This is a genomic window from Streptomyces sp. NPDC001070 (genome assembly GCF_053598835.1).
The window spans coordinates 265,318-289,629 of the sequence record NZ_JBSFLB010000006.1 but is presented as its reverse complement, the minus strand read 5'-3'; the positions used below and the strand labels follow the sequence as shown (position 1 = coordinate 289,629).

25 protein-coding genes are annotated in these 24,312 nt (G+C 72.6%); 8 read left to right on the top strand and 17 right to left on the bottom strand.

Features of this window, described 5'->3' with window-relative positions; translation table 11 throughout:
• Nucleotides 1-366: 366 nt before the first annotated feature.
• Nucleotides 367-864, bottom strand: coding sequence for a DUF3592 domain-containing protein (locus tag ACWDAS_RS10525; protein ID WP_450388475.1), 498 nt, complete (start codon nt 862-864; stop codon nt 367-369).
• 160 nt (nt 865-1,024) lie between these two features.
• Between ACWDAS_RS10525 and ACWDAS_RS10520 the strand changes: the two genes are divergently transcribed.
• The 3 genes from ACWDAS_RS10520 to ACWDAS_RS10510 all read left to right on the top strand — a co-directional run bounded on the left by ACWDAS_RS10520 (nt 1,025) and on the right by ACWDAS_RS10510 (nt 2,970).
• Nucleotides 1,025-1,855 carry an alpha/beta fold hydrolase gene (locus ACWDAS_RS10520; RefSeq protein ID WP_450388474.1) on the top strand — a complete coding sequence of 277 codons (831 nt, stop codon included), beginning with the start codon at nt 1,025-1,027 and terminating at the stop codon, nt 1,853-1,855.
• A 360-nt stretch (nt 1,856-2,215) separates the two neighbouring features.
• Nucleotides 2,216-2,542 carry an ArsR/SmtB family transcription factor gene (locus ACWDAS_RS10515; RefSeq protein WP_450388473.1) on the top strand — a complete coding sequence of 109 codons (327 nt, stop codon included), beginning with the start codon at nt 2,216-2,218 and terminating at the stop codon, nt 2,540-2,542.
• Nucleotides 2,539-2,970, top strand: coding sequence for an SRPBCC family protein (locus ACWDAS_RS10510; RefSeq protein WP_450388472.1), 432 nt, complete (start codon nt 2,539-2,541; stop codon nt 2,968-2,970). Before ACWDAS_RS10515 ends, ACWDAS_RS10510 begins: the two co-directional genes overlap by 4 nt.
• Here the strand turns inward: ACWDAS_RS10510 and ACWDAS_RS10505 are convergent.
• From ACWDAS_RS10505 to ACWDAS_RS10455, 11 genes are all read right to left on the bottom strand, one after another.
• Nucleotides 2,951-3,604 carry an OmpA family protein gene (locus ACWDAS_RS10505; RefSeq protein ID WP_450388471.1) on the bottom strand — a complete coding sequence of 218 codons (654 nt, stop codon included), beginning with the start codon at nt 3,602-3,604 and terminating at the stop codon, nt 2,951-2,953. The genes ACWDAS_RS10510 and ACWDAS_RS10505 overlap by 20 nt on opposite strands.
• A gap of 3 nt (nt 3,605-3,607) precedes the next feature.
• The gene (locus tag ACWDAS_RS10500) at nt 3,608-4,198 is read right to left on the bottom strand and encodes a hypothetical protein (RefSeq protein ID WP_450388470.1); all 591 of its coding nucleotides are present in this window, start codon (nt 4,196-4,198) and stop codon (nt 3,608-3,610) included.
• 14 nt (nt 4,199-4,212) lie between these two features.
• Nucleotides 4,213-4,800 (bottom strand): pilus assembly protein TadG-related protein, encoded by a 588-nt coding sequence (locus ACWDAS_RS10495; RefSeq protein WP_450388469.1) that lies wholly within the window; start codon nt 4,798-4,800, stop codon nt 4,213-4,215.
• Nucleotides 4,797-4,985, bottom strand: coding sequence for a hypothetical protein (locus ACWDAS_RS10490; protein WP_450388468.1), 189 nt, complete (start codon nt 4,983-4,985; stop codon nt 4,797-4,799). The genes ACWDAS_RS10495 and ACWDAS_RS10490 overlap by 4 nt, the downstream gene beginning before the upstream one ends.
• A gap of 279 nt (nt 4,986-5,264) precedes the next feature.
• Nucleotides 5,265-6,149: a DUF5936 domain-containing protein gene (locus tag ACWDAS_RS10485; protein ID WP_450388523.1), complete on the bottom strand. Its 885-nt coding sequence runs from the start codon at nt 6,147-6,149 to the stop codon at nt 5,265-5,267.
• Nucleotides 6,150-6,168: 19 nt separating this feature from the next.
• Nucleotides 6,169-7,107, bottom strand: a complete 939-nt coding sequence (locus tag ACWDAS_RS10480) for a type II secretion system F family protein (RefSeq protein WP_450388467.1) — start codon at nt 7,105-7,107, stop codon at nt 6,169-6,171.
• Complete coding sequence (locus ACWDAS_RS10475; protein ID WP_450388466.1) at nt 7,104-8,441, bottom strand: CpaF family protein; 1,338 nt, start codon at nt 8,439-8,441, stop codon at nt 7,104-7,106. The genes ACWDAS_RS10480 and ACWDAS_RS10475 overlap by 4 nt, the downstream gene beginning before the upstream one ends.
• Nucleotides 8,438-8,821: a TadE/TadG family type IV pilus assembly protein gene (locus tag ACWDAS_RS10470; RefSeq protein ID WP_450388465.1), complete on the bottom strand. Its 384-nt coding sequence runs from the start codon at nt 8,819-8,821 to the stop codon at nt 8,438-8,440. Before ACWDAS_RS10470 ends, ACWDAS_RS10475 begins: the two co-directional genes overlap by 4 nt.
• Entirely contained in the window at nt 8,818-10,383 is a 1,566-nt protein-coding gene (locus ACWDAS_RS10465) for an AAA family ATPase (protein WP_450388464.1), read from the bottom strand. Before ACWDAS_RS10465 ends, ACWDAS_RS10470 begins: the two co-directional genes overlap by 4 nt.
• Nucleotides 10,380-11,093 carry a Flp pilus assembly protein CpaB gene (cpaB, locus tag ACWDAS_RS10460; RefSeq protein WP_450388463.1) on the bottom strand — a complete coding sequence of 238 codons (714 nt, stop codon included), beginning with the start codon at nt 11,091-11,093 and terminating at the stop codon, nt 10,380-10,382. Before cpaB ends, ACWDAS_RS10465 begins: the two co-directional genes overlap by 4 nt.
• A 12-nt stretch (nt 11,094-11,105) precedes the next feature.
• Nucleotides 11,106-11,939 carry a hypothetical protein gene (locus ACWDAS_RS10455; RefSeq protein ID WP_450388462.1) on the bottom strand — a complete coding sequence of 278 codons (834 nt, stop codon included), beginning with the start codon at nt 11,937-11,939 and terminating at the stop codon, nt 11,106-11,108.
• A 291-nt stretch (nt 11,940-12,230) separates the two neighbouring features.
• Here ACWDAS_RS10455 and ACWDAS_RS10450 point away from each other — a divergent pair, with 291 nt between their 5' ends.
• A complete protein-coding gene (locus tag ACWDAS_RS10450) occupies nt 12,231-13,733 on the top strand; it encodes a chitinase (protein WP_450388461.1) in 1,503 nt (500 codons plus the stop codon).
• Nucleotides 13,734-13,825: 92 nt separating this feature from the next.
• Here ACWDAS_RS10450 and ACWDAS_RS10445 read toward each other — a convergent pair whose 3' ends face one another.
• The 4 genes from ACWDAS_RS10445 to ACWDAS_RS10430 are packed head-to-tail and all read right to left on the bottom strand — an operon-like array spanning nt 13,826 to nt 17,508.
• Entirely contained in the window at nt 13,826-15,376 is a 1,551-nt protein-coding gene (locus ACWDAS_RS10445) for a GntT/GntP/DsdX family permease (protein ID WP_450388460.1), read from the bottom strand.
• A gap of 52 nt (nt 15,377-15,428) precedes the next feature.
• Nucleotides 15,429-15,833 (bottom strand): RidA family protein, encoded by a 405-nt coding sequence (locus ACWDAS_RS10440; protein WP_450388459.1) that lies wholly within the window; start codon nt 15,831-15,833, stop codon nt 15,429-15,431.
• On the bottom strand, nt 15,830-16,588 hold the full coding sequence (locus ACWDAS_RS10435; RefSeq protein ID WP_450388458.1) for an IclR family transcriptional regulator: 759 nt from the start codon (nt 16,586-16,588) through the stop codon (nt 15,830-15,832). The genes ACWDAS_RS10440 and ACWDAS_RS10435 overlap by 4 nt, the downstream gene beginning before the upstream one ends.
• Entirely contained in the window at nt 16,585-17,508 is a 924-nt protein-coding gene (locus ACWDAS_RS10430; protein WP_450388457.1) for a sugar kinase, read from the bottom strand. The genes ACWDAS_RS10435 and ACWDAS_RS10430 overlap by 4 nt, the downstream gene beginning before the upstream one ends.
• A 114-nt stretch (nt 17,509-17,622) precedes the next feature.
• Between ACWDAS_RS10430 and ACWDAS_RS10425 the strand changes: the two genes are divergently transcribed.
• From ACWDAS_RS10425 to ACWDAS_RS10410, 4 genes are all read left to right on the top strand, one after another.
• The gene (locus ACWDAS_RS10425) at nt 17,623-18,882 is read left to right on the top strand and encodes an alanine racemase (RefSeq protein WP_450388456.1); all 1,260 of its coding nucleotides are present in this window, start codon (nt 17,623-17,625) and stop codon (nt 18,880-18,882) included.
• Between the two features lie 94 nt (nt 18,883-18,976).
• Complete coding sequence (locus ACWDAS_RS10420) at nt 18,977-20,533, top strand: N-acyl-D-amino-acid deacylase family protein (protein ID WP_450388455.1); 1,557 nt, start codon at nt 18,977-18,979, stop codon at nt 20,531-20,533.
• 67 nt (nt 20,534-20,600) lie between these two features.
• Complete coding sequence (locus tag ACWDAS_RS10415) at nt 20,601-21,812, top strand: pyridoxal phosphate-dependent aminotransferase (RefSeq protein ID WP_450388453.1); 1,212 nt, start codon at nt 20,601-20,603, stop codon at nt 21,810-21,812.
• A gap of 82 nt (nt 21,813-21,894) precedes the next feature.
• Nucleotides 21,895-22,299 carry an SCO4983 family protein gene (locus tag ACWDAS_RS10410; RefSeq protein ID WP_450388452.1) on the top strand — a complete coding sequence of 135 codons (405 nt, stop codon included), beginning with the start codon at nt 21,895-21,897 and terminating at the stop codon, nt 22,297-22,299.
• 192 nt (nt 22,300-22,491) lie between these two features.
• Here the strand turns inward: ACWDAS_RS10410 and ACWDAS_RS10405 are convergent, their stop codons facing one another.
• Nucleotides 22,492-24,303 carry a phosphoenolpyruvate carboxykinase (GTP) gene (locus tag ACWDAS_RS10405; RefSeq protein ID WP_450388451.1) on the bottom strand — a complete coding sequence of 604 codons (1,812 nt, stop codon included), beginning with the start codon at nt 24,301-24,303 and terminating at the stop codon, nt 22,492-22,494.
• Nucleotides 24,304-24,312 lie beyond the last annotated feature (9 nt).

The following is a 24,312-nucleotide window of genomic DNA, read 5'->3' as shown; positions in this document are numbered from 1 at the left end:
GCGGCACTGCCCGGATCGGCCGCGAGCGGGCCCGGGTTCGGCTGGATGGAGCTGTCGGCGGGCGGGGCCGGCGTAACCCCGTCCGACCCGGCGGCCGGTACCGCGAACTGGCTGGACGCCGATGCGGAACCCGAGGTGGCCGCGCTGCTCGACGCGGCCTTCCCCGGCTCGTACGCGTACCCGGGCCGGGCGGGCGTCCACCGCTGGGCCGGGGCGCGCGATCCGCGCACCGGCCGGCTGGCGGCCGTCGCCGCGCACGCTGGGCGGCTCCGTCCGTCGGTCACATCGCGGGGGTGGCCACCTCCGCAGCCGCCCGGGGCCGCGGCCTCGGGCGCGCCGTCCGATGCGGGCGGCCGTGGTGGCGTTCTAGAACCCGCCGCCGCCGAAGTCCGCGGAGTCGGAGAAGCCGGGGAAGTCGGCGAACTGCACGCCCCCGACGACCAGCAGGATCCCCACGGCCAGGAAGATCCCCAGGAAGACCAGCGTCAGCGCCAGTTGCCCGTACGGCACCCGGTAGCCGGCCGGCACGACCAGCGCGCGCTCGGGCGCCTCGGGAACATAGGCCACCGTCAGGTGGTCGCCCTCGATCGTCGTGCCCGGCGCTCCCGGGTCCTCGAAGCGCACATCGCGCCCGTCGGCGGTCCGGAACTGGAAGACGAAGTGCTGCCGCGAGTGGGTCGGGCCCTCGCCCGTCGAGCCCACGGTGGTGTACACCCGCACGCAGCGCCCCTCGGCGCGGAGCCCGCCGTGCACGGCCCGCCGTATCCACAGCAGGCGGCGGCCGGCGCGCACCGCGATCACCAGCGGTACGAGCGTGATCAGTACGGCCATCGCGGTGAAGAGCACCGGTATCAAGGCTTCCATCGGCATCCCCCGTCACTGCGACGGGGGCGCGCGCCCCCGTCGTCGTACGGAGACACTCCGAGCGCCCGGCCGGTTCCCGCCGGGGCGGGTGCCGAAGCTCACCCAACCGGGCTCACGGAAGGGAGGGTTGGCGGTACCGAGCCGGCACTACGCTCCCGCCATGGGCCACACCGTGCTCGCCACCCCGCTGGGCGACGTCGCCCTGCACCGCCTCGGCACCCCGGCCACCGGTGCCCGGCACGCGCCCGTGCTGCTGCTGCACGCCAACCCCGGTGACAGCCGGGACTACGGCGCCGTCGCGGCCGGGCTCGCCGCGGACCGCGAGGTCTTCGCCCTCGACTGGCCCGGCTACGGCCGGTCCACCGCGCACGCCCCGGACTCCGTCACCCCCCAGGCACTGGTGGACGTCGCGGAGCGCGCGCTCGACGCCATCGTCCGGGGCGGCGCTCCCCGCGCGTACGTCATCGGGAACAGCGTCGGCGGCTGGGTCGCCGTGCGCCTCGCCGAGCGCCGCCCCGCGGCGGTCGCCGGGATCGTCCTGGTCGGCCCCGCGGGCTTCAGCCGGCTCACCGCGGTGACCCGCTGGTTCTGCCGCGCCGTGATGGGCCGCCCGTCCCGCGCCCGGCATCTCGTCGCCCCGCTGGCCCGCGCCTACCTGGGCCGGCTCCGCACGACGAGCGCCCGCGCGACGTACGCCCGCGCCCGCCGGGTCCGAGCGGAGCCCGTCCGGCTGGCGGTGCACTGCGCCCTGTGGTGCGCCTTCGCCGGGCCCGACTTCGACCTCGCCGCGACGCTGCCCCGGCTCACCCTGCCCGTCCTGCTGCTCTGGGGGCGCCGCGATCCGCTGCTCCCCGCGCTCACCGACGGCCGCCGGGCGCGCCGTTCGCTACCGCTCGACGCCGCGTACGCGACCCTGCCCGCGGCGCACGAGGCGTACAACGAGCGACCGGACCTCTTCCTGGCGCGCGTACGGCCGTTCCTGACGGATTGAGAGGCGGGGGGAAAGAAGACGGGCCGGTCCGCAGGGGGGAGAGCGGACCGGCCCGAGGGGGGGATTCCAAGGTACCGCGCCGGAACCGCTCTCCAGGTCCAAGGTCATGAGGGAGATGTGAAGGTTCCTCTGAGGAAACTTCGAACCCGCTGGCCGATTAGCCCGAATGGCCGGCAATAATGGGATTCTTCCGTCCGCGTCGCATCCGCACCGCACGCATTCCGTCACGCAGCGCACGGGTCGCTTGACGGGGATTTTAAGGGCCTTGTCGTCACGCCCCACCCGCGTGGGTGAACCGTTCCGTTGACCGCGATCCCTACCCGATTGACGCGTCGGAATTTTCCGACGTATCGTGCCGGCGTGGTCACCGACGTCTTCAGCGCCCTCGCCAATCCCGTGCGGCGCCGGCTGCTCGAATCCCTGCGGGACGGTCCGCGCGCGGTCAACGACCTCGCCGGCCGCTTCGAGCTGAGCCGGCCCGCGGTCTCGGAGCACCTGCAGGTGCTCCGCCAGGCCGGCCTCGTCCGCGAGGAGCCCCGCGGGCGGCAGCGGTTCTATCACCTGGAACCGGAGCCGCTCGCCGAGGTCGGCGAGTGGCTCCACCCCTTCGAGCACTACTGGCGCGCACGGCTGCGCTCGCTGCGCGACCTCCTCGACGAACGATCGAACAAGGAAGACCCGACATGACGACCCCCGAACCCGCCGAGATCCACCTCGACCAGTTCCTCCCGCACTCCCCCGCCACCGTCTGGCAGGCCCTCACCGACCCCGGCCTGCACGCGCGGTGGTGGGCGGCCGGCGACGTGCGCCCGGCGGTCGGCCACCGCTTCACCCTCGACATGGGCGACTGGGGCCTGCAGCGCTGCGAGGTCCTCGCCGTCGAGCCGGAACGCCTGCTGCGCTACAGCTTCGCCGAGGGCACCCTCGGCACGACCATCACCTGGCGCCTGGAACCGGAGGGCACCGGGACCCGCCTCTTCCTCACCCACGAGGGCTTCGACCTCGACTCCCCGCTCGGCAGGACCGCCCTCGAAGGCATGGGCGAGGGCTGGCCCCACGTCGTCGGCGGACTGGCGAAGCTGCTGGCCGGCGGCGCTACGACGGCCGGAACGTGATCTCCACGCGGCGGTTCTGCCTGCGGCCCGCCTCGGTGGAGTTGTCGGCGATCGGGTAGTCCTCGCTGTAGCCGCGCACCTGGAAGGAGTGGCTGTCGTTGCCGAGCGAGCCGAGCTCTTCGGCGAGGATCTTGTAGACGGCATCGGCCCGCTTCTTGGACAGCACCTTGCCGTGCTCGTACGAGCCGAGGTCGTCCGTGAAGCCGAAGACGCGGATCGGCTGCGTGACGTTCTTGGCATCGATGTCGGACGCGATGGCCTTGATGCGGGCGGTGGCCGCCGCGTTCAGCTTGGCGCTGTCCTTGCCGAACAGGACGTCCGCCTGCAGGGCGTACGTGACGGAGGAGTTCGACTCCTCGTGCCGCTCCTCGCCGTCGTCGGCGGAGGCGTCCTCGGAGGACGACGCGTCCGTCACGGACACGATGTCGAGCACCTTCGGCGGCGCCAGGGCGGCCCCTTCGGGCAACTCCAGGTCCGGGTCGGCCGGATCCACCCTCGTGGGCGCGGACGGGGTGGGCCGCGCGGTCGGGTCGTCGTCCGCCCGCGCGTTCGCGGCGGTGAGGGGCGTGAGCACGAGCGCGAGGCCGAGCGCGGCCGCGACACCGGGGCGGGGATATCGGCGGGGGCGGGGCATGACTCACCCCTCCGAGATCGTGATCTTTGCCGGGGGCATCGTCGGCAGCTGGAACTCCACCTCGGTGGTGGATTCCGGCGGGGCCGGGAACTGGGCGAAGATGGGCCGGGTCTCACCGGGCCGGATGCCGATCAGCTTGGTCGTGCAGAGGCAGATACCGTCCGTGTCGCGGAGTACGTAGTAGCGCTTCTTGCCGACCTCGTCCACCAGCGCGGCCCCCGCGACTGACGCCCCCGACTTGGCGAGCGCAAGTTCCTGGCCGATCCAGTTCGTGGCATTGAACGAGTCCGTCCCGTTGTTCGTGATGGCACCCTTCACCGTCACGAAGCCCCCCGAGTCGCGAGTGGCCTCATTGATCGTGACCGTGATGCCCTTCTCGCCCTTCATCTGGGCCAGGATCTGCGTCGGCGTATCAGAGGGTGCCGCACTCGTCTTGTTCGAACCACTAGGCACGCTTGTCTTCGTGGACGGCGTCGCCCCGGCCTTGTCGCCGTCATCGCCGCCACCGCAACCTGCCAGAGCCGCGGCGAGGACCATGCCGAGGGCGACTGCGGCCGGGCCCCGTCGACCCCTGCCCCGCTGCTGGATACCCATCGGTCCCCCGTTCCTCACTCGCTGAGATGGACGGAGTAGAACTCCGCCAGGTTCAGATCGAAGTCGTCGGCCGTCGGATCCACGGTCAACTCGTCCCCGTCGCAGACGAACGTGATCTTGTCGCCGTCCTTGCCGTCGACGGCGCAGTGGCTTTCGACGACCGCGGTGGCGGTGGCGCGCGCGTGCATCGACTCGGTGCCCGGTACTACGGAGTTGCCGACGGTGCCGACGGTGTGGAGGGCGATCGTGGCACTGCCCGGGCCGCCGACGTCGCACTCGTCGACGAGCGCGTTGTTCTGGTCCGCGTAATTCGTCGCAGCACCACACGCGTTGCCGGGCGTCATTCCGGTCAAGGCCAGCAGATCCCCGAGCTTGTCGAGGTCGCCCGCATCCAGGGCGTCCAAGAACTGCCCCCTGACGCTGTCGCGAACGTCCCGCGCGGCCGCGAGGGCAGCCGCGTCTGCCGCGGTCTGCGCTGTGTTGCGCACGGACGAGGCCTGACCGACGGCGAAGAACGCGAACGCCAGGAAGAACAGCGCTGCAACCGCGACGATGTACAGGCCGACGGTCTGTCCACCGTCGCCGCGGCCCCACCTGCTCAACCGGCGTCGATGATGTCCTGGATCTTGTCGAGTATGCCGTTGAGAACTGCCGTGCCGATGTCCGTCGTCCCGGCCAGCACACCGATGATGACCGCGATCACCACCGCGATGCCCAGGTACTCGAACGATGTCTGTCCGGCGTCGCCGCGAAGCGCGCCCAGCCGTTTCACAACCCACCTGCTCATCTTCCGTGCCCCAAACCGTAGTCACGTGACGTACGCCGGCCGCGCCCGTTGCGTCGGCCGGGCTCTGGCTATCGCGGCGGGAGAAGGTTGCGGCGGCGAGGTTCACGGTGCACCGCCTCCCATCGGGTCAACCCGCTGCGATCCGTGCCTGATTGCAGGTGCAAATATGGTTGCGACTGCAAATGTACACCGCAACCGGGGGCTTCGCACCCGATATGGCGGCTCCGGTCACTACCCACCACACCCCCCGGCCATGCGCTCATGTCCCTGTCACCCCCATCACCCCAGCAGGTCACCGAAGTTGATGCGCGACCCGAGGATCGTGCCCGTCATCAGCAGGATCATCGTCGCGGGCACCAGCAGCGTCGTGATGACGCCGGTCGCGCGCGGCACGGTGCGGGCCGCGCGGCGGCGGGCGTTCTGGGCCTCGGTGCGCCGCATGTCCGTGGCGATCTGGAGCAGCGTGCGGGCGATGGGCGCGCCCAGTTCCTCGCCCTGCTGCAGGGCCGTGACGAACTGCCCGACCTGCTCGCTGCGGTTGCGCCCGCGCAGTTGGTCGAAGGCGTCGCGACGGCTGACGCCGACGTCCATCTGGCGCAGGGCGATGCGGATCTCGTCGCTCCAGGGACCCTGGTAGACGGAGGCTACGCGTTCGAGGGCCTGGCGGAAGCCGAGGCCCGCGCTCACCACGACCGCCAGGACGTCGAGGAAGTCGGGGAGCGTCCGCTCGATCTCGTCGCGGCGCTTGCGGACGGCGAGCCAGATGCCGAGGTCCGTCCAGCCCAGGCCGTACGCGATCATCAGGAGGGCGGCGAACCAGTGGCCTGCCCGGAGGAGCACCAGGGCCGCGAGGCCGCCGAGGGCGCCGTAGACCGCGCGGCGGGCGGCGTAGCGGTCGACGGTGAGGCCGTAGGGGTGGCCCGCGTGGTCGATGCGGGCGCGGACCCGGTTGACCCGGGCGGGGCCCATGAGGCGCAGGACCAGCGGGGCCCAGCGCATGCCGAGCCGGTCGACGGCGTTGCCGACCTTCGTGGTGCGGGTCCGCCCGACCTCCAGGGCGAGTTGCAGGTCGCTCGGCAGCTTGACCTCGGAGCGGTAGATGCCGATGCCGTAGCAGACGCCCACCACTCCGAGGGCGACGACGGCGGCGAGGGCGATCGCGATCAACGGTGCGGCACTCCCTTCACACGTCGATCCGCGACATACGGCGGATGAGGGCGAAACCGACGATGTACAGGCCCAGCGCGACGAGCACGGCGATCCGCCCGGCCCCGGAGCCGGTCATCGCGCTGAGCGAGCCCGGCATGATCTGGTTGAGCAGCAGCAGCGAGCCGATGCCGATGAAGGGGACGGCGTACGCGGTGACCGTGACCTGGGACATCTGGGTGCGGATCTCGCGCCGGGTCTCCTTGCGCTCCTCCAGCGTCACCGTGAGGTTCCGCAGCGACTCCACGACCGAGCCGCCGGCCCGGGACGACAGGACGAGGGTGGAGACCAGCACCACCAGTTCCCGGCTGGGCAGCCGCTCCTGCAGCTCGGCCAGGGCGTCCTCGATCGAGTGCCCGAGGGCCATCGCGTCGGCGACCTTGCGCAGTTCCTCCCCGGCCGGCGCCTCCAGTTCCTCCGCGGCCATGCCGACGGCCGTGCGCAGGGCGAGCCCGGCCTGGGTGGCGTTGGCGAGGACGCGGGCGAGCTCGGGCAGCTGCGCGATGAAGCGCTCGGTGCGCACCCGCCGCCGCCACCCCAGGAAGGAGCTGACCGCCCAGGCCGCCAGCAGCGCCGCGATCGGCCCGAAGAACGGTGCCAGCACGACGTCGGCGACCAGCCAGGCGCCGCCGACGACCCCGACGGCGGCCGCCGTGAACTGCCCCGGCGTCAGGTTGGTCCCGGTGGCGGCGAGGCGGGCGGCCAGGCGGCGGCCCCACCTCGTGCCCCGGACCCGCCGGTCCAGGCCGGCGAAGGGAACCGCGCGCCGTTCCGCGGCCGGGATCTCGGCCAGCCGGTCGACGAGGGCGGCGCGGTCGGCGCGCCCGCCGCTCCAGGTGTGCAGGCCCCAGACGCCCAGCACCAGCGCGAGGCCGGTCACGCCGAGCACCGCCAGGGCCATCGTCCCCGTACTCACTTCGCCTCCCTGCTCGACAGCTCCAGCTCGGTCTCGCCGACCCCGAAGGCCGCCGGCACGGACTCGCCCGCCAGGTGGAAGCGTTCGGCCAGCTCGCGCGGCACGGGCTGGTGCTGGAACCAGCCCCGTACGATCCGGTCGGGCCCCATCGGCTCGGCCCGGAAGCGGGTGGCGGTGGTCAGCCGGAAGGTGTCGCGTCCGCGCGAGGAGAGCACCGCGATCTCCGCGATGCGGCGGGTGCCGTCGACGTCGCGGCGCAGCTGGACGATGACGTCGACGGCGCTGTTGATCTGGTCGCGCAGCGCCTCGAAGGGGATCTTCACCTCCGACATCGAGGCCAGCGTCTGGAGCCTGAGCACCGCGTCCTCGGCGGAGTTGGCGTGCACGGTCGCCAGCGAGCCGTCGTGCCCGGTCGACATGGCCTGCAGCATGTCCAGGGTCTCTCCCCCGCGGACCTCACCGACGATGATCCGGTCGGGGCGCATGCGCAGCGAGTTCCGCACGAGGTCCCGGATGGTGATCCTGCCCTGGCCCTCGACGTTCGGCGGCCGGCTCTCCAGGCGTACGACGTGCTCCTGCTGGAGCTGGAGTTCGGCCGCGTCCTCCACGGTGATGATGCGCTCGCCGTCCGGGATGAGTCCCGACAGGGAGTTGAGCAGCGTGGTCTTGCCCGAGCCGGTGCCACCGCTGACGATGATGTTGAACTTGGCCCGCACCAGCGCGGACAGCAGCATCAGCATGTGCTCGTCCAGCGTGCCGAGGCCGATCAGCTCGTGCAGCCTGTACGCGCGGGGGAAGCGGCGGATCGTCAGCACGGGGCCGGTCAGCGACAGCGGCGGGATGATGACGTTGACCCGCTCGCCGGAGGGCAGGCGGGCGTCGACCATCGGGTTCGACTCGTCGACCCGGCGGTTGACGGTCGACACGATCCGCTCGATGGTCTGCAGCAGCTGCTCGGAGCTGCTGAACCGGGCGGCGACGGGCTCCACCCGGCCGGCGCGTTCGATGTAGATGCGGTCGGGGCCGTTGACCATGATCTCGGTGATGGACGCGTCCTCCAGCAGCGGTTCGAGGATGCCGAGGCCCAGGGCCTCGTCCACGACCCGGCGGATGATGCCGGTGCGCTCCTTGGTGGAAAGCACCGGGCCCTCGCGGCTGATGATGTGGCCGAGGACGCGTTCGAGGCGCATCCGGCGCTCGGCGGCGGCGAGCGCCGACATCTCGGTGAGGTCGATCTCCTGGAGCAGCTTGGCCCGGTAGACCGCGACGAGGTGGCCCTCCTGGGTCTGCGGGGTGGCGTCCTCGTTCGCGGCGATGCGGTCGCGCAGGCTCATCCGTCGGCCCCTTCCTCGTCCTCCCTGGGCATCGTGGCGGCGCGCTGCACGGAACCGGGGTCGAGGCCCGGGAAGACCGAGGGGATGTCGACCTTCGCGGTGGCCCGCACGGAGTCGTCCCCGCTGGTCGTGGTCACCGTCGTACCGTCACGCAGCCAGGAGCTCACGGCCTCCGTGCCCGCGGCCGAGCCGCTCACCCGGTGGTCGTGCAGTGCCTCCATCCGCGCGGCGGCGCGGGCGGCCGTACCGGCCTGGGCCGCGGTGTAGGCGGCGAGGCCCAGTTGCACTCCCGCGAGGGCGATCAGCAGCAGGATCGGCAGCATCCCCAGGAACTCCAGGGAGGCGCTGCCCCGGTCGCGGCGCCGGAAGCGGCCGGTCACGGGGCGTCCGCCCGCTCGTCGACCGCGGCGGCGTGGCCGTGGACGGTCAGCGGGAAGTCGATCGCGCCGGGGAAGAGGACGGGGACCTTGAGCCCGACGGTCACCGTGACCATGCCGTCGGACCTGGTGGTGCCGAAGCCGTCGATCGTCCAGGCGCCCGGCAGGTCGTCGGCTGCCGCCGCGTGGGCGTCCTCGCCGACCGCCGCCGCCCGCGCGGCCTCGTCAGCGGCGTGGCCCGCGAGGGTGAAGGTGTACCCGGCCAGCACCGCCTGCCACACCAGGACGAGCACCAGCAGGATCAGCGGTGTCATGCCGAGCGTCTCCAGGGTGACCTGGCCGCCCTCCCCACGGCCCCGGCGGCCCCGCCGGGGCGCCACGGCGTGCCCGGGGCCGGCGACGCCGACCTCGGCGGCGAGCGTCCACACGCCCTGCTTGACGCTGGAGCGGTTGTCCAGGTCCTGGAGCCGTCCGGCGTCGACGACCGCCTGGAGTTCCCGGTACGCCGCGGGGACCACCGCGGAGGCGACCCGGGTGCCCGTGATGCGGGCGATCAGCGACGGCTGGATCTCGCTGCCGCGGGTGTGCCGGTTGACGGTGAGGACGACGTCCTGGGGCTTGCGGATCTGCAGCCGGTCCCACATGCGCACCATGCGCTTGGCGGCGCGGACGGCGACCACGTCGGGCGTGGTGACCAGCAGCGCGGTGTCCGCGGTCTCGACGGCGACGGCGTTGGCGCCGGTCATCTGGGTGCCGCAGTCGACGATCACGACCTCGTACCGCTGCCGGAGGGCCTGCAGCACGTGCCGGGCCGCGCGGTCGGTGACCTCCTCGCCGCGTTCGCCCTCGCCGGGCGCGAGCAGCAGCGCGGGCCCGGACTCGTGGACGTACATCGCGTCCTGCAGCACGCGTGTCGTCACGTCGGCGATGTCCGCGAGGTCGGCGACCGAGCGGCGGAACTGGACGTCGAGGTAGGAGGCGACGTCGCCGCCCTGGAGGTCGAGGTCGACCAGGGCGGTGGACTTGCCGGCCGCCTGCGCGGCGAGGGCGAGCTGGACGGCGACGACGGTCGTGCCGACGCCGCCCTTCGCGCCGGCGACGGCGACCAGCCGCCCCCCGGGTACGGCCGGCAACGCGGGTTGCCGGGGGCTGAGGTGGCGCCGTACGCCCGCCGCCCAGGCGGCCGCCGCCTCGACGCGGGCGCCGAGCTCGTCGTACGACAGGGGGAGCCCGGCGACGCCGCGCGCGCCGGAGTCCATGGCGCCGGACAGGACGGCGGGGCTCGGGTCGGCGGTGAGCAGGACGACGCCGACCGCGGGGAAGCGCAGCGCGATCTCGCGGATGACCTCGAGCGCGGGCATCGGTGTGATGCGGTCGTGGACGACGACGACCTCGGGCAGTTCGTCGACGCCGGTCTCGGCGGCGCGCGCGAGGACGTCGAGGAGGGTGGTGGAGTCGGGGAGCGCGGGCCCCGGTTCGGCTCCAGGCAGCTGGTGGAGGAGGCCGGTGAGGGCGCGGGCGGTGTCGGGGTCGGGGGTGCCGGACAGGATGCGGACACCGGTCATGAGGCGGCTCCGTCGCGGGCGAGGGTGTAGGTGCGGTCCCGTTCGGAGGGGGCGGTCGCGTCGCCCGGGGCGACGAGGGCGAGGCGTACGTGCCGGGCGAAGGACTCGGCGAAGGCGACCCGCTGGGCGTCGGCGGCGTCGAGGGCGAAGGTGATGGGGACGCCCTGGCTGCTGACGCGGCGGCTGTCGCCGCCGGTGTCGAAGGCCTTGATCTCGCCGACGTCGATGACCCGGGCGTTCGACACGATGATCTTCGAGACCTCGGGGTCGGTGTCCTTGCGCGGGGCGAAGGTGGCGAAGATGTTGACCCTCGCCCCCGGGGTGATCTTCCCGGCGACGCCGGTCTCCGCGTCGATCATGATCGCGATCTCCATCTGCCCGGCCTGGAGCGCGGGCCGTTCGGCGACCATGTCCGTCTGCAGCAGGGAGCCGCGGTGCAGCGGGACGGCGGCTATCTTGCCGCTGAGCCGGCCCACGTCGCGGACGGCGGTGGCGGGCAGCCAGCGCTTCGGTATCCGGACCTCCTGCAGCTGGGAGCGGCCGATGCTCTCGTACGCGGGTACGTCCTCGGCCAGCCGGTACGCGGTCACCTTCGGTCCGACCTGGGAGCGGGCGTCCCCGATGACGGTGACGACTCCGGCGAACGCGGCGATCGCACACAGCGCGGAGACCACGAGGAGGACGACGCCGCGACGCTGACGTGAGTTCATAGAGGTGGGGCCCTATCGCTCAAGTGCCGAGTGCTGGTGGGGGGAGACCTGCGGGACGGGGGACGCCCGGGAGGCCAGGGAGGGGGCGCGGGGACCGGAGTGCACGACCTGGCGCGGCCGCTCGGGGGGCCGGATGCGCTGCTGTCCGTCCACCGCGGCCGAGCAGAACGGGCAGCGGTCGCCGATCACCGCCAGGCCGCACCAGCCGCAGGCGTCCCGGCGGACCGAGGTGACCAGCTGGTAGAGCACGCCGACGTCGGCGATGTAGGCGGTGAACTCCACGAGTCTGCCGGTGCCCCACCAGCGCGCGGAGTCCGCGGGCAGCGGCACCTCCCGCACGTGCTGGCTCCGCCAGGCGCGGGCCAGCGGGCCGGTGACCCAGCCGGGGTCGACGCCGTGGCCGTGCGCGACGGCGAGCTGGGTGAGGAACGCGGGCCCGGCCGGTACGGCACCGGGCTCGGCCTCGCCGAAGTGCGGTTCGGGGTGGGCGAGGACGGCGAAGTGGCGTCCGGGCATGAGGGACTTCAGGTGGGCGCCGACGGGCACGTCCACCCGGTCGAGCCGGGAGACCGAGCCGAGCAGCGCACCGGAGTAGAGGTAGTACGACAGCAGCCGCGCGGCGCCGGCGAGGACGCCGGGCCCGAGGTCGGTGGCGGCGAGCTGGCGCAGTTGCTCGGCCAGGAGGACGGCGGCGAGCGGGGGCAGGTCGACGGGGACGATCGCCACCCGGTCCGCCTCCAGGGCGGCCCGCACGGTGTGGACGCGGCGGCGCAGCGGGTCGGCGGGTTCCGGCGGGACGAGGACGACGAGGTGGCCGTGGGCCTCCAGGGCGGCGGCGGTGCGCATCACATGCTGCTCGAGTGGGAGCGCGAGATCGTCCGCCGTAACCGCTATGACGCTCGACACCCGCGACCTCCCGGAACTCCCGCCCAGTCCCTGCCCGGAGAGCCTATCCGTGCGTAGCCGAAGCAGCGCGGAAAGTCGCCGAACAGTTGATGAATCCGGTGGTACCCACGGGGCGCGGGACTACGCACGACGGCAAAGGCATTGACCAATGGATTGGTCTGGACCAAACTGCGTCCACACAAGAGTGGCCACTCGCGTACCCGCCCAACTCCTCGCCCCCAGGAGGCAGTAGTGGAACACGCACGCCCACGGCGCACCGCCCTCAGAGCCGCGGCGGCCGTCGGCGCCGCCGCCCTCGCGGTGGCGGGATTCGTCGCCACGTCCGGCAGCGCGAGCGCGGCGGACCCCAGCCTGGTGACCAACGGCGGCTTCGAGAGCGGCCTGACCGGCTGGTCCTGCACCGCCTCCAGCGGCGCCTCCGTCGGCACCCCGGTGCACGGCGGCACCAAGGCCCTCCAGGGCACCCCGTCCTCCTCGGACAACGCCCGGTGCTCCCAGACGATCAGCGTCCGGCCCAATTCCACCTACCAGCTGAGCGCCTTCGTGCAGGGCTCGTACGTCTACCTCGGCGCCACCGGCACCGGGATGACCGAGGTCTCCACCTGGACGCCGTCCGCCGCCTCGTACCAGCAGCTCTCCACCAGCTTCACCACCGGCGCGAGCACCACCTCGGTCACCGTCTACCTGCACGGCTGGTACGCCCAGCCCGCGTACTTCGCGGACGACGTGACCCTGCTCGGCGCGGCCGGCACGGCGACTCCCACGCCCACCCCGACGCCGACCCCGACTCCCACGCCCACCCCGACCCCGACTCCCACGCCCACACCGACCCCGACCCCGACCGGCGACGGCTCCCTGCCGCGGCACGTGCTGACCGGCTACTGGCAGAACTTCGACAACGGCGCGACGGTCCAGACCATCGCCCAGGTCCCGAGCCAGTACGACATCATCGCGGTGTCCTTCGCCGACGCCACGACCACGCCCGGCGCGGTCTCCTTCACCCTCGACCCGGCGCTGAACTACCCGGTGAGCCAGTTCAAGGCCGACATCGCGGCGAAGAAGGCGGCGGGCAAGAAGGTCATCGTGTCCGTCGGCGGCCAGAACGGCACGGTCAGCGTCACCGACTCGGCCTCGGCGAACAACTTCGCCGACAGCGTCTGGTCGCTGATGCAGACGTACGGCTTCGACGGCGTCGACATCGACCTGGAGAACGGGATCAACGCGACCTACATGACACAGGCGCTGCGCTCCCTGTCGGCCAAGGCGGGCTCCGGGCTGATCATCACGATGGCCCCGCAGACCATCGACATGCAGTCGACGTCCTTCGGCTACTTCCAGACCGCACTGAACGTCAAGGACATCCTGACCGTCGTCAACACCCAGTACTACAACAGCGGTTCGATGAACGGCTGCGACGGGAAGGTGTACTCGCAGGGCACGGTCGACTTCATCACCGCGCTCGCCTGCATCCAGCTGCAGAGCGGTCTGGCCCCGTCCCAGGTCGGCATCGGCCTGCCGGCCTCCACCCGGGCGGCGGGCAGCGGCTACGTCTCGCCGACCGTCGTCGACAACGCCCTGGACTGCCTGACCAAGGGCACCAACTGCGGCTCCTTCAAGCCGTCCACCACCTGGCCGGCGCTGCGCGGCGCGATGACCTGGTCCACCAACTGGGACGCGTCCAACGGCAACGCCTTCTCCAACACGGTCGGCCCGCACCTCGACGCCCTGCCGTGACGCGGTAGCCGTCCACCGTCCCACCGCGCCCCCGGGAGAGGTCCCGTCCCCCGGGGGCGCGGTGCCCCACAGGCCCGGCGCGCGGGCGCGGGTCAGCGCAGGGGGCGGAAGAACGCCCGGATGTCGGCGGTCAGCTCCGCCGGGTGCTGCATCGCGCCGAAGTGGCCGCCCTCGTCGAACTCCGTCCAGTGCACGATGGCGTTGGCCCGCTCGGCCAGCGTCCGGATGGAGCGGTAGTCGTCGGGGAAGACCGCGACCCCGGTCGCCACGGGGTTGGGCTCCTCCTTCTCCCAGGCCCCGGCGCGGGCGTCCTCGTAGTACAGCCGCGCGGACGACCCGGCGGTGCCGGTGAGCCAGTAGAGGGTGACGTTCGCCAGGAAGTGGTCGCGGTCGACGGAGTCGGCGACGTCGCCGAAGCCGTTGAAGAGCTCGGAGTTCCAGGCGAGCTGCCCGGCCGGGGAGTCGGTCAGCCCGTACGCCAGGGTCTGCGGGCGGGTGGAGTGGATGTGCTGGTAGCCGGCCCGCGACTGGAAGCGGCCCGCGATGCCCAGCCGTTCACGGTCCTCGGGGGTCAGCCGGGCCGACTCCTCCGGGTCGCCCGAGGGGAAGGCGAAGACCTGCAGCACATGCGTGCCGACCAGGCCCTCCGGATGGAGCACGCCCAGCTGCCGGCCGACGATCGCGCCGATGTCCCCGCCGTGCGCGCCCCAGCGCCCGGCGTAGCCGAGCCGTTCCATCAGCTCCACCCAGGCCCGCGCCACCCGGGCGCTGCCCCAGCCGGTCTCCCGGGTCGGCCCGGACAGCCCGTAGCCCGGCAGGGACGGGACGACCACGTGGAAGGCGTCCTCCGGATCGCCGCCATGCCCGCGCGGATCGGTGAGCGGGCCGATCATGTCGAGGAACTCCACGACCGAGCCGGGCCAGCCGTGCGTGAGCACCAGCGGCAGGGCGTCCGGCTCGGGGGAGGTGGCGTGCAGGAAGTGCACGTCGGTGCCGTCGATCGCGGTGACGTACTGCGGGTACCGGTTGAGCCGGGCCTCGTACGCCCGCCAGTCGAAGGCGGTGCGCCAGTACTCGGCCACATCCTTGACCCAGGCCGGCGGCACGCCGTAGTCCCAGCCGGCTCCCGGGAGTTCGTCGGGCCAGCGGGTGCGGCCGAGGCGGTCGACGAGGTCGTCGAGGTCGGACTGGGGGAACTCGACCCGGTAGGGCCGCAGTTCGCCCGCGTGCGCGTTCTCGCTTCGGTGCGTCATGTCCGCGACCCTAGGGACCGATGCGGTCGGTTTCCGTCCGCATCGGTCCCTGGGCCGAAGGGGCGCGGCCGCCGCCGGCGACGCCCCGGGCGAGCCGCCCTGGACGGCGAGGCTCGGTGCCCCGGCGACCGCGAAGCCCGCCACCGACAGCGCGGACTCCACCACCGTCCATGTGCGCAGGGTGTCGCGCTCGCTGATGCCGAAGTACTTGGCGGCCATCCAGAACCCGCCGTCGTCGACGTGCGAGGCGAAGATCGAGCCCGCCGAGATCGCGGCGATCACCAGCAGCCCGGCGGTGCCGGGGATCAGGGCTGTGAGACCGCCGCCGGGGGGGGGACGGGTCCGGGGTTGACGGGGGCTCCCGGCGGGTTTCGGGCATGGGGGGACCACCAGACGGCGTGCGGGTGAAGTGGGGGGCGGGTGACCCGGTGGGGACGGAGGCTCAGTCCAGGACGGCGAGGGCGTCGATCTCGACGAGCAGCCCGGCGGGCAGTCCGACGTAGACCGTCGTGCGGGCGGCGGGGGCACCCGTGAGACCGGCGAAGAACTCGTCGAAGAGGGCGTTGAACTCGGTGAAGTGCGCAGTGTCGGTGAGGTAGACGCGGATCATGACGACGTCCTCCCAGGAGGAGCCGCCCTCCTCCAGAACCGCCTGCACGTTGGCGAGGGTCTGCAGGGTCTGCTCGCGCAGCCCCGGGCCGACGGGCGCGGGGGCCTGGCCCGGCACGGCCGGACCGAAGCCGACCTGGCCGGCGACCTGCAGGATGTTGCCCTTGCGGACGCCGTGGGAGAACTTGGCCGGCGGCGTCGTGTGGGTGGCGGGGGTGATCGCGGTCTTCTCGCTCATCGGGTTCCTTCGCTGGGTTTTCCGGAGTACTCGCGGCTGATCGCCTCCGCTGTGCGCTGGACCTGCGGGCGCAGCTTCAGCAGGTCCTCCGCGCTGACGACCACATTGGGGGCGGAGAGCGAACAGGCGGCCGCGACGCGCCCGTCGGCGCCGCGGATCGGCGCCGCGACGCAGTTGACGGACTCCTCGTGGCCGCCGAGGTCGGCCGCCCACCCCTGCTCGCGGACACGGGCGAGTTCGGCCAGGTGGGCGGCGGCGTCGGGGGTGGAGCGGGCGGTGTAGCGCGGGTACTCCAGGCCCTGTGCCACCGCGCGCCGCTCGGCCTCGGGCAGGTCCGCCAGGAGCAGTTTCGCGACGGCCGCCACCGTGATGGCGACGGGCCTGCCGATCCGCGAGTACATGCGCACCGGGTAGCGGCTCTCCACCTTGTCGATGTAGACCACCTCGCCCTCCTCGTACACCGCGAGGTGGACGGTGTGCCCGGTCAGCTCGTTGAGAGCGACGAGGTGGGGATGGGCGATGCCGCGGACGTCCAGGTTCTCCATGGCCTCCTGGGCGAGGGCGAACAGCCGCGCGCCGAGGCGGTAGCGCTGGTCGTCCTGGCGGTAGACCATGCCGTGCTCGTGCAGGGTGCGCAGCAGGCGCAGCGCGGTGGACTTGTGCACGTCCAGGCGGGCGGCGACCTGTTCGAGGTTGGCGGGCCCCTCCGCGAGCAGGGGCAGGATGCGCAGCGCGCGGTCCACGGTCTGGCTCATGCGCGCAGTCTCCCCCACGCCTCGTCGCCGAGGGCGGCGAGGGAGTCGCCCCGTACCCCGATCACCGCGGCGGCCAGGGCGTGGCCCCGGACGAGCCGGTCCCGCAGGGGCAGCCCGCGCAGCGTGGCCGACAGGAAGCCGGCGGCGAAGGCGTCGCCCGCGCCGACGAGGTCGACGACCGGCGTGTCGGGCGCGGGCACGAAGACCCCTTCGCCGGTGCCCTCGTACGCGGTGGCGCCCCGCGCCCCCTGCTTGACGACGAGGACGGCGGGCCCGGGCAGCACCTCGCGCACGGCGTCGGCGTCCGGCAGGCCCCAGGCCGCCTTCGCCTCGTCCTCGCCCACCAGGACGAGGTCGCAGCGGGCGGCGAGCCCGGCGAGGCGCCCCGCGTCGGCCGAACGCCACAGGGCGGGGCGGTGGTTCACGTCGAAGGAGACCAGCGGGCTTTCCGGGCCGGGGGCGGTGAGCCCGTGGACGAGGTCCGCGCAGCCCTCGGAGAGGGCGGGCGTGATGCCGGACAGATGCAGGACCCGGCCGGCCCAGGCCCCGTGGCGGGCGACGTTGTCCGGGCCCATGGCGGTGGCGGCCGAACCGGCCCGGTAGTACGCGACCTCGCCGTCGCCGGTGCGGAAGCAGACGCCGGTGGGGCGGCCGGGGTCGCGGCGCACCCCGGAGACGTCGACGCCGGCCGCGGCGATCGCCGCCACCAGGTGGTCGCCGAAGGGGTCGGCCCCCACCCGGCTGATCCAGCGCACGGTGTGGCCGAGCCGGGCGAGCGCACAGGCGACGTTGGACTCCGCGCCGCCGGTGCCGCACTCGAAGGAGGCGGCCTCGGCGAGCCGTTCACCGCGCGCCGCGGGCACGAAGGTGACCATGGATTCACCCACGCAGACGACGTCCACGGCCGCGGCCCCTGTCACTTCGGCCCCTCTCCGCGCACCGTTGACCCGGTGCTGGCCGGGATGTTAGACAGCGGGAAACACAGTACGCAACGGCTGTTGCACATATTGCAACGGCGGCGGACGGGAGGCGGGATGGACCAGGTCACGGGCATCGACGAGCTGCACCGGGAGCGGGTGGACCACCGCTTCAAGGGACTCCCGCCGGACGCCGAGGGCCTGACGGTCGGCGAACTCGCCGCCGAACGCCGCACCGTCTTCGACGGCGGCTTCACGACCCCGCTGCTGACGCTCTCCGGCCCCGCCCTGGAGCACAACCTCGCCCAGCTGGCCGGCTACGCCCGCAAGCACGGCCTCGCCTTCGCCCCGCACGGCAAGACCTCCATGGCCCCGCAGCTCTTCGCCCGCCAGATCGACCACGGCGCGTGGGGCATCACCGCCGCCACCCCGCACCAGGTGCGGGTCTACCGGGCGTTCGGCGTGCGGCGCGTCTTCCTCGCCAACGAACTCGTCGACGCGGCGTCGCTGCGCTGGCTCGCCCGCGAACTCGCCGGCGACCCGGACTTCCGCTTCGTCTGCTACGCCGACTCGGTACGCGGGGTCGAGCTGATGGACGCGGCCCTGGCGGAGGCGACCGTCCCGGTCGACGTGGTCGTCGAGCTGGGCGCGGCGGGAGGACGCACGGGCGTACGCGGCGCGACGGAGGCGGCGCGCGTCGCGGACGCGGTCGCCGCGGCGGGGCACCTGCGGCTGGTCGGCGTCGCGGGCTACGAGTCGCCTGCGGCCGACCCTCGCGCCTGGCTCGCCGAACTCATGGCGCTGGCACGGGACTTCGACGCGGCCGGGCGTTTCGGCGCGGCCGAGGAGATCGTGGTGAGCGCGGGCGGCAGCGAATGGTTCGACGCGGTGGCGGAGGCGTTCGATGCCCTCGGCGCGTTGTCGCGCCCCGTGCTCAAGCTCCTGCGTTCCGGGGCGTACGTCACCCACGACGACGTCCACTACCGCGATCTCACCCCCTTCCACGACCGCATCCCCGCGGAGGGGTCGCTGGAGCCCGCCTTCCGCCTCTGGACGCAGGTGCTCTCCCGTCCCGAGCCGGGCCTCGCCCTCCTCAACGCGGGCAAGCGCGACGCGCCGTACGACCTCGACCTCCCGGTGCCGCAGATCGTGCGCCGGGCCGACGGTTCCGCCGTCCCGGCGGCCGGGCTGACGGTCACCAAACTGGCCGACCAGCACGCGTTCGTGGACGTCGCGCCCGACGCGGCGGAACTGGCGGTCGGCGACTGGGTGGGGCTGGGGGTGTCGCATCCGTGCACGACGTTCGACAAGTGGCAGCTCATTCCTGTCGTGGGCGAGGGTGGGGTCGTCGCGGACTTCGTCCGCACGTTCTTCTGACCAGGTGATCGTCGTGTGCGGGTGCGCTGCGCCCGCCGCAGGCGCAGCGCACCCGCACACAACCACAGATCGCACTGGCACAGGAGAGGCACCGATGGACTTGGCGATCCGGGGCGCGACCGTCGTGGACGGGACCGGGGGGACCCCGGCGTACCGGGCGGACGTCCGCGTCGAGGGCGGCCGCATCACGGAGATCGGGACGGTGCGCGGCGCACGCCGCACGCTCGACGCGACCGGGCTCGCCCTGGCCCCCGGGTTCATCGACATGCACGCCCACAGCGACCTGGCACTGCTCACGGACCCGGCGCACGAGGCGAAGGCGGCGCAGGGCGTGACCCTGGAGGTGCTGGGCCAGGACGGGCTGTCGTACGCCCCCGTGGACGACCGCACCCTCGCCGAGCTGCGCCGCCAGATCGCCGGGTGGAACGGCGACCCCCCGGACCTGGACTACGACTGGCGCAGCGTCGGCGAGTACCTGGACCGCCTGGACCGGGGCGTGGCCGTGAACGCCGCCTATCTGGTCCCGCAGGGCACCGTCCGGATGATGGCGGTCGGCTGGGAGGACCGCCCGGCGACCCCGGCGGAACTCGACCGGATGAAGGGGCTGGTCGCCGAGGGGCTGGCACAGGGGGCGGTGGGGATGTCGTCCGGGCTGACGTACACCCCCGGGATGTACGCGTCCGACGCCGAACTGACCGAGCTGTGCCGCGTGGTGGCCGCCCACGGCGGTTACCACTGCCCGCACCACCGCAGCTACGGCGCCGGCGCGCTCGACGCCTACGCGGAGATGATCGCGGTCACGCGGGAGGCCGGCTGCGCGCTTCATCTCGCGCACGCCACGATGAACTTCGGCGTCAACAAGGGCCGCGCTCCCGGGCTGATCGCGCTGCTGGACGAGGCGCTCGCGGCGGGGGCGGACATCACCCTGGACACCTATCCCTATCTGCCGGGGTGCACGACACTCGTCGCGACGCTGCCCGGCTGGGCCACCGAGGGCGGCCCGGAGGCGACCCTCGCCCGGCTCCGCGACGACGCGCAGGCGGAGCGGATCCGGCACGCGATGGAGGTGGAGGGGTCGGACGGCTGCCACGGCGTGCCCGTGGAGTGGTCGTCGATCGAGGTCTCCGGGGTGCGCGAGCCCGCGCTGGCAGGTCATGTCGGGCGCCGGGTGCCGGACTTCGCGGCGGCCCGCCGGCTGCTGCTCGACGACCGCCTGGGCACGACGATCCTCCAGCACGTGGGCCACGAGGAGAACGTCCGGGCGATCATGCGCCACCGCGTGCACACCGGAGGCAGCGACGGCCTGCTCGTCGGCGACAAGCCGCATCCCCGCGCGTACGGGACCTTCCCCCACTACCTCGGCCGCTACGTCCGCGACCTGGGCGTCCTCTCCCTGCAGGAGTGCGTCGCCCACCTCACCGGCCGCCCCGCCGCCCGTCTGCGGCTGCCGGACCGCGGCCTGGTGCGCGTGGGGTACCGCGCCGACCTGGTGCTCTTCGATCCCGCGACGGTCGCGGCGGGCGCGACGTTCGAGCGGCCGCGGGCGCTTCCCACGGGCATTCCGTACGTCCTGATCGACGGGCGGTTCGTCGTAGAGGAGGGCCGTCGGACGGACGTCCTGGCGGGGCGTTCGGTGCGGCGCCGCGGGTGACCCCGTTCGGCTGCACGTGGCCAAGAACACGGGGCGATCGGCGTTACGTGGCCGTAAGCTCACGGACATGCAGGTGATCCAGTCCACGAAGCTCTCCAACGTCTGCTACGACATCCGCGGCCCCGTGCTGGAGGAGGCCATGCGGCTGGAGTCGGCCGGTCACCGCATCCTGAAGCTCAACACGGGCAATCCCGCGGCGTTCGGGTTCGAGTGCCCGCCGGAGATCCTGGAGGACATGCTGCGCACCCTCGGCGGTGCGCACGGCTACGGCGACTCCAAGGGCATCCTCCCGGCGCGGCGGGCGGTCATGCAGCACTACCAGACCAAGGGCATCGAGCTGGACGTCGAGGACATCTACCTCGGCAACGGCGTCTCCGAGCTGATCCAGATGGCGATGCAGGCACTGCTGGACGACGGCGACGAGGTGCTGATCCCGGCGCCCGACTACCCGCTGTGGACGGCCGCGGTCTCGCTGTCGGGCGGCACCCCGGTGCACTACCGCTGCGACGAGCAGTCGGACTGGTTCCCGGACCTCGCCGACATCGAGCGCAAGATCACCGACCGCACCAAGGCACTGGTGATCATCAACCCGAACAACCCGACGGGCGCGGTCTACGACGACGAGCTGCTGCGGCAGCTGACCGACATCGCCCGCCGGCACAACCTGATCGTCTGCTCGGACGAGATCTACGACAAGATCCTCTACGACGGGGTGACCCACACCCCGACCGCGGTGATCGCCCCCGACCTGCTGACGCTGACCTTCAACGGCCTGTCGAAGGCCTACCGGGTGGCCGGCTACCGCAGCGGCTGGCTCGCGGTGTGCGGCCCGAAGGAGCACGCGACCAGTTACCTCGAGGGCCTGACGATCCTGGCGAACATGCGCCTGTGCGCGAACGTCCCGGCGCAGCACGCCGTGGCCACCGCCCTGGGCGGCCGCCAGTCGATCAAGGACCTGGTGCTGCCCGGCGGCCGGCTGGCGGAGCAGCGGGACGTGGCGTACGAGCTGCTGACCCAGATCCCGGGCGTCACCTGCGTACGGCCGAAGGGCGCGCTGTACGCGTTCCCGCGGCTCGATCCCAAGGTCTACAAGGTCAAGGACGACCAGCAGATGGTGCTCGACCTGCTGCGGGCCGAGCGGATCCTGGTGGTGCAGGGCACCGGCTTCAACTGGCCGGAGCCGGACCACTTCCGCCTGGTCACGCTGCCGGCCAAGGAGGACCTGGCGGACGCGGTGGGCCGGATCGGGCGCTTCCTGGACGGCTACGGGCAGCCGTAGCCCGGGCCGATACCTCGAAACGCCCCCTTCTTGGACTGAGTCCAAGGTAGGATGTACTCCTGATTGGAGGAGGAGTGCACCCATGTACGAGCCGATCCGCACCAAATCGGTCCATACGACGGCGGCGCCCACCCTTCCGCGACGCAGTCGTGACGAGGAGCTGGACCTCCAGCTCGCCGGACACCTCGCCGCCCTGCTGACCGTCACCGACGAGCTGCGGGCGCTGGAGTCCAGCCCAGAGCTCGACCGTGCCGCGGAGCAGCTCGCCGAGGCCGTGACGGGCCTGCACCGAGGGCGTCCCCCGCTGCGGCTCTCCCCGGCGGCCCCCGCCGGGCGGGCATCCGCCGAGGCCGCCCGGGTGGCGGCCCTCCACCGGAGGGCGCGCGCGCTCGCCGGCCGGGCCCTGGTGGTCGCCGAATCACGCCAGAACGCGGAGGCCGCGGCGCTCGCCGAGCGCCACATCGCGGTCCACACCGCAGCCGCCTGAGAGACAGACCGAGGGCCGGGACCGGATTTCGTGACATCCGGTCCCGGCCCTCGGCTGTGAGGGTCGGCGCGGCCCGCCCACGGGGGCGATGGTCAGGGTCGGGGTCCCCGCGGCGCGGCCATGCCTACCGCCGGGCGGCCCACCCGCGCCGCACGCACGGGGAGGGTCGGGCCGCCCGGATCCGGTGGGGGCTCAGCCCAGGCGCTGCACCAGCGCGCGGTACTCGTCCCACAGCTCCTTCGGCGTGTGGTCGCCGAAGGTCTCCAGATGGGACGGGATGAGGGAGGCCTCGTGCCGCCAGGTCTCGACGTCGACCGAGAGCAGCAGGTCGAGGTCCTGCTGCGAGATGTCGAGCCCGGTCGTGTCGAGGGAGCCCTCGGCCGGCAGGATGCCGATCGGCGTCTCGACGCCCTCGGCCTGGCCGTTGAGGCGCTCCACGATCCACTTCAGCACGCGGCTGTTCTCGCCGAAGCCCGGCCACACGAACCGGCCGTCCGCGTCCTTGCGGAACCAGTTCACGTAGTAGATCTTCGGGAGCTTGTCGGCGTCGTGCTTCTGGCCGAGCCCGACCCAGTGGCCGAAGTAGTCGCCCATGTTGTAGCCGCAGAACGGCAGCATGGCGAACGGGTCGCGGCGCAGCTCGCCGACCTTGCCCTCGGCGGCGGCGGTCTTCTCGGAGGCGACGTTGGCGCCGAGGAAGACACCGTGCTGCCAGTCGAAGGACTCGGTGACCAGCGGCACGGCCGAGGCACGGCGGCCGCCGAAGAGGATGGCCGAGATCGGCACGCCCTTGGGGTCCTCCCACTCGGGCGCGATGGTCGGGCACTGGCTGGCCGGGACGGTGAAGCGGGCGTTGGGGTGGGCGGCCGGGGTCCCGGACTCCGGCGTCCAGGAGTTGCCCTTCCAGTCCGTGAGGTGGGCCGGGAGCTCCTCCGTCATGCCCTCCCACCAGACGTCGTTGTCGTCGGTGAGGGCGACGTTGGTGAAGACCGAGTTGCCCCACAGGGTCTTCATCGCGTTGGCGTTGGTGTGCTCACCGGTGCCCGGCGCGACGCCGAAGAAGCCGGCCTCGGGGTTGATCGCGTAGAGGCGGCCGTCCTCGCCGAAGCGCATCCAGGCGATGTCGTCGCCGATGGTCTCCACCGTCCAGCCGGGGATCGTCGGCTCCAGCATGGCGAGGTTGGTCTTGCCGCAGGCGCTCGGGAAGGCGGCCGCGACGTACTTGGCCTCGCCGCGCGGCGGGGTGAGCTTGAGGACGAGCATGTGCTCGGCCAGCCAGCCCTCGTCGCGGGCCATGACCGAGGCTATGCGCAGGGCGTAGCACTTCTTGCCCAGCAGCGCGTTGCCGCCGTAGCCGGAGCCGAAGGACCAGATCTCACGGCTCTCGGGGAAGTGCGAGATGTACTTGGTGGAGTTGCACGGCCACGGCACGTCGGCCTGGCCGGGCTCCAGCGGGGCGCCGACGGAGTGCACGGCCTTGACGAAGAAGCCGTCCTCGCCGAGCTCGTCGAGGACGTCCTGGCCCATGCGCGTCATCGTCCGCATGGCGGTCGCGACGTACGCGGAGTCGGTGATCTCCACGCCGATCGCGGACAGCTCGGAGCCCAGCGGGCCCATGCAGAACGGGACGACGTACATGGTGCGGCCACGCATGGCGCCGCGGAAGAGTCCCTTCTCACCGCTGAAGATCTCCCGCATCTCGGCGGGGGCCTTCCAGTGGTTGGTCGGACCCGCGTCCTGCTCCTCCTCGGAGCAGATGAAGGTGCGGTCTTCGACACGAGCGACGTCGGTCGGGTCGGAGGCGGCGTAGTACGAGTTGGGGCGCTTGATCGGGTCCAGCTTCTTGAAGGTGCCCTTCGAGACGAGTTCGTCCGCGAGGCCCTGGTACTCCTCCTCGGAGCCGTCGCACCACACGATCTCGTCCGGCTGGGTCAGCTCGGCGATCTCGCCGACCCATGCGATCAGGTCCTGGTGATTGGTGGGAGCCGCATTGACGCGCGCCACGATCGCTCC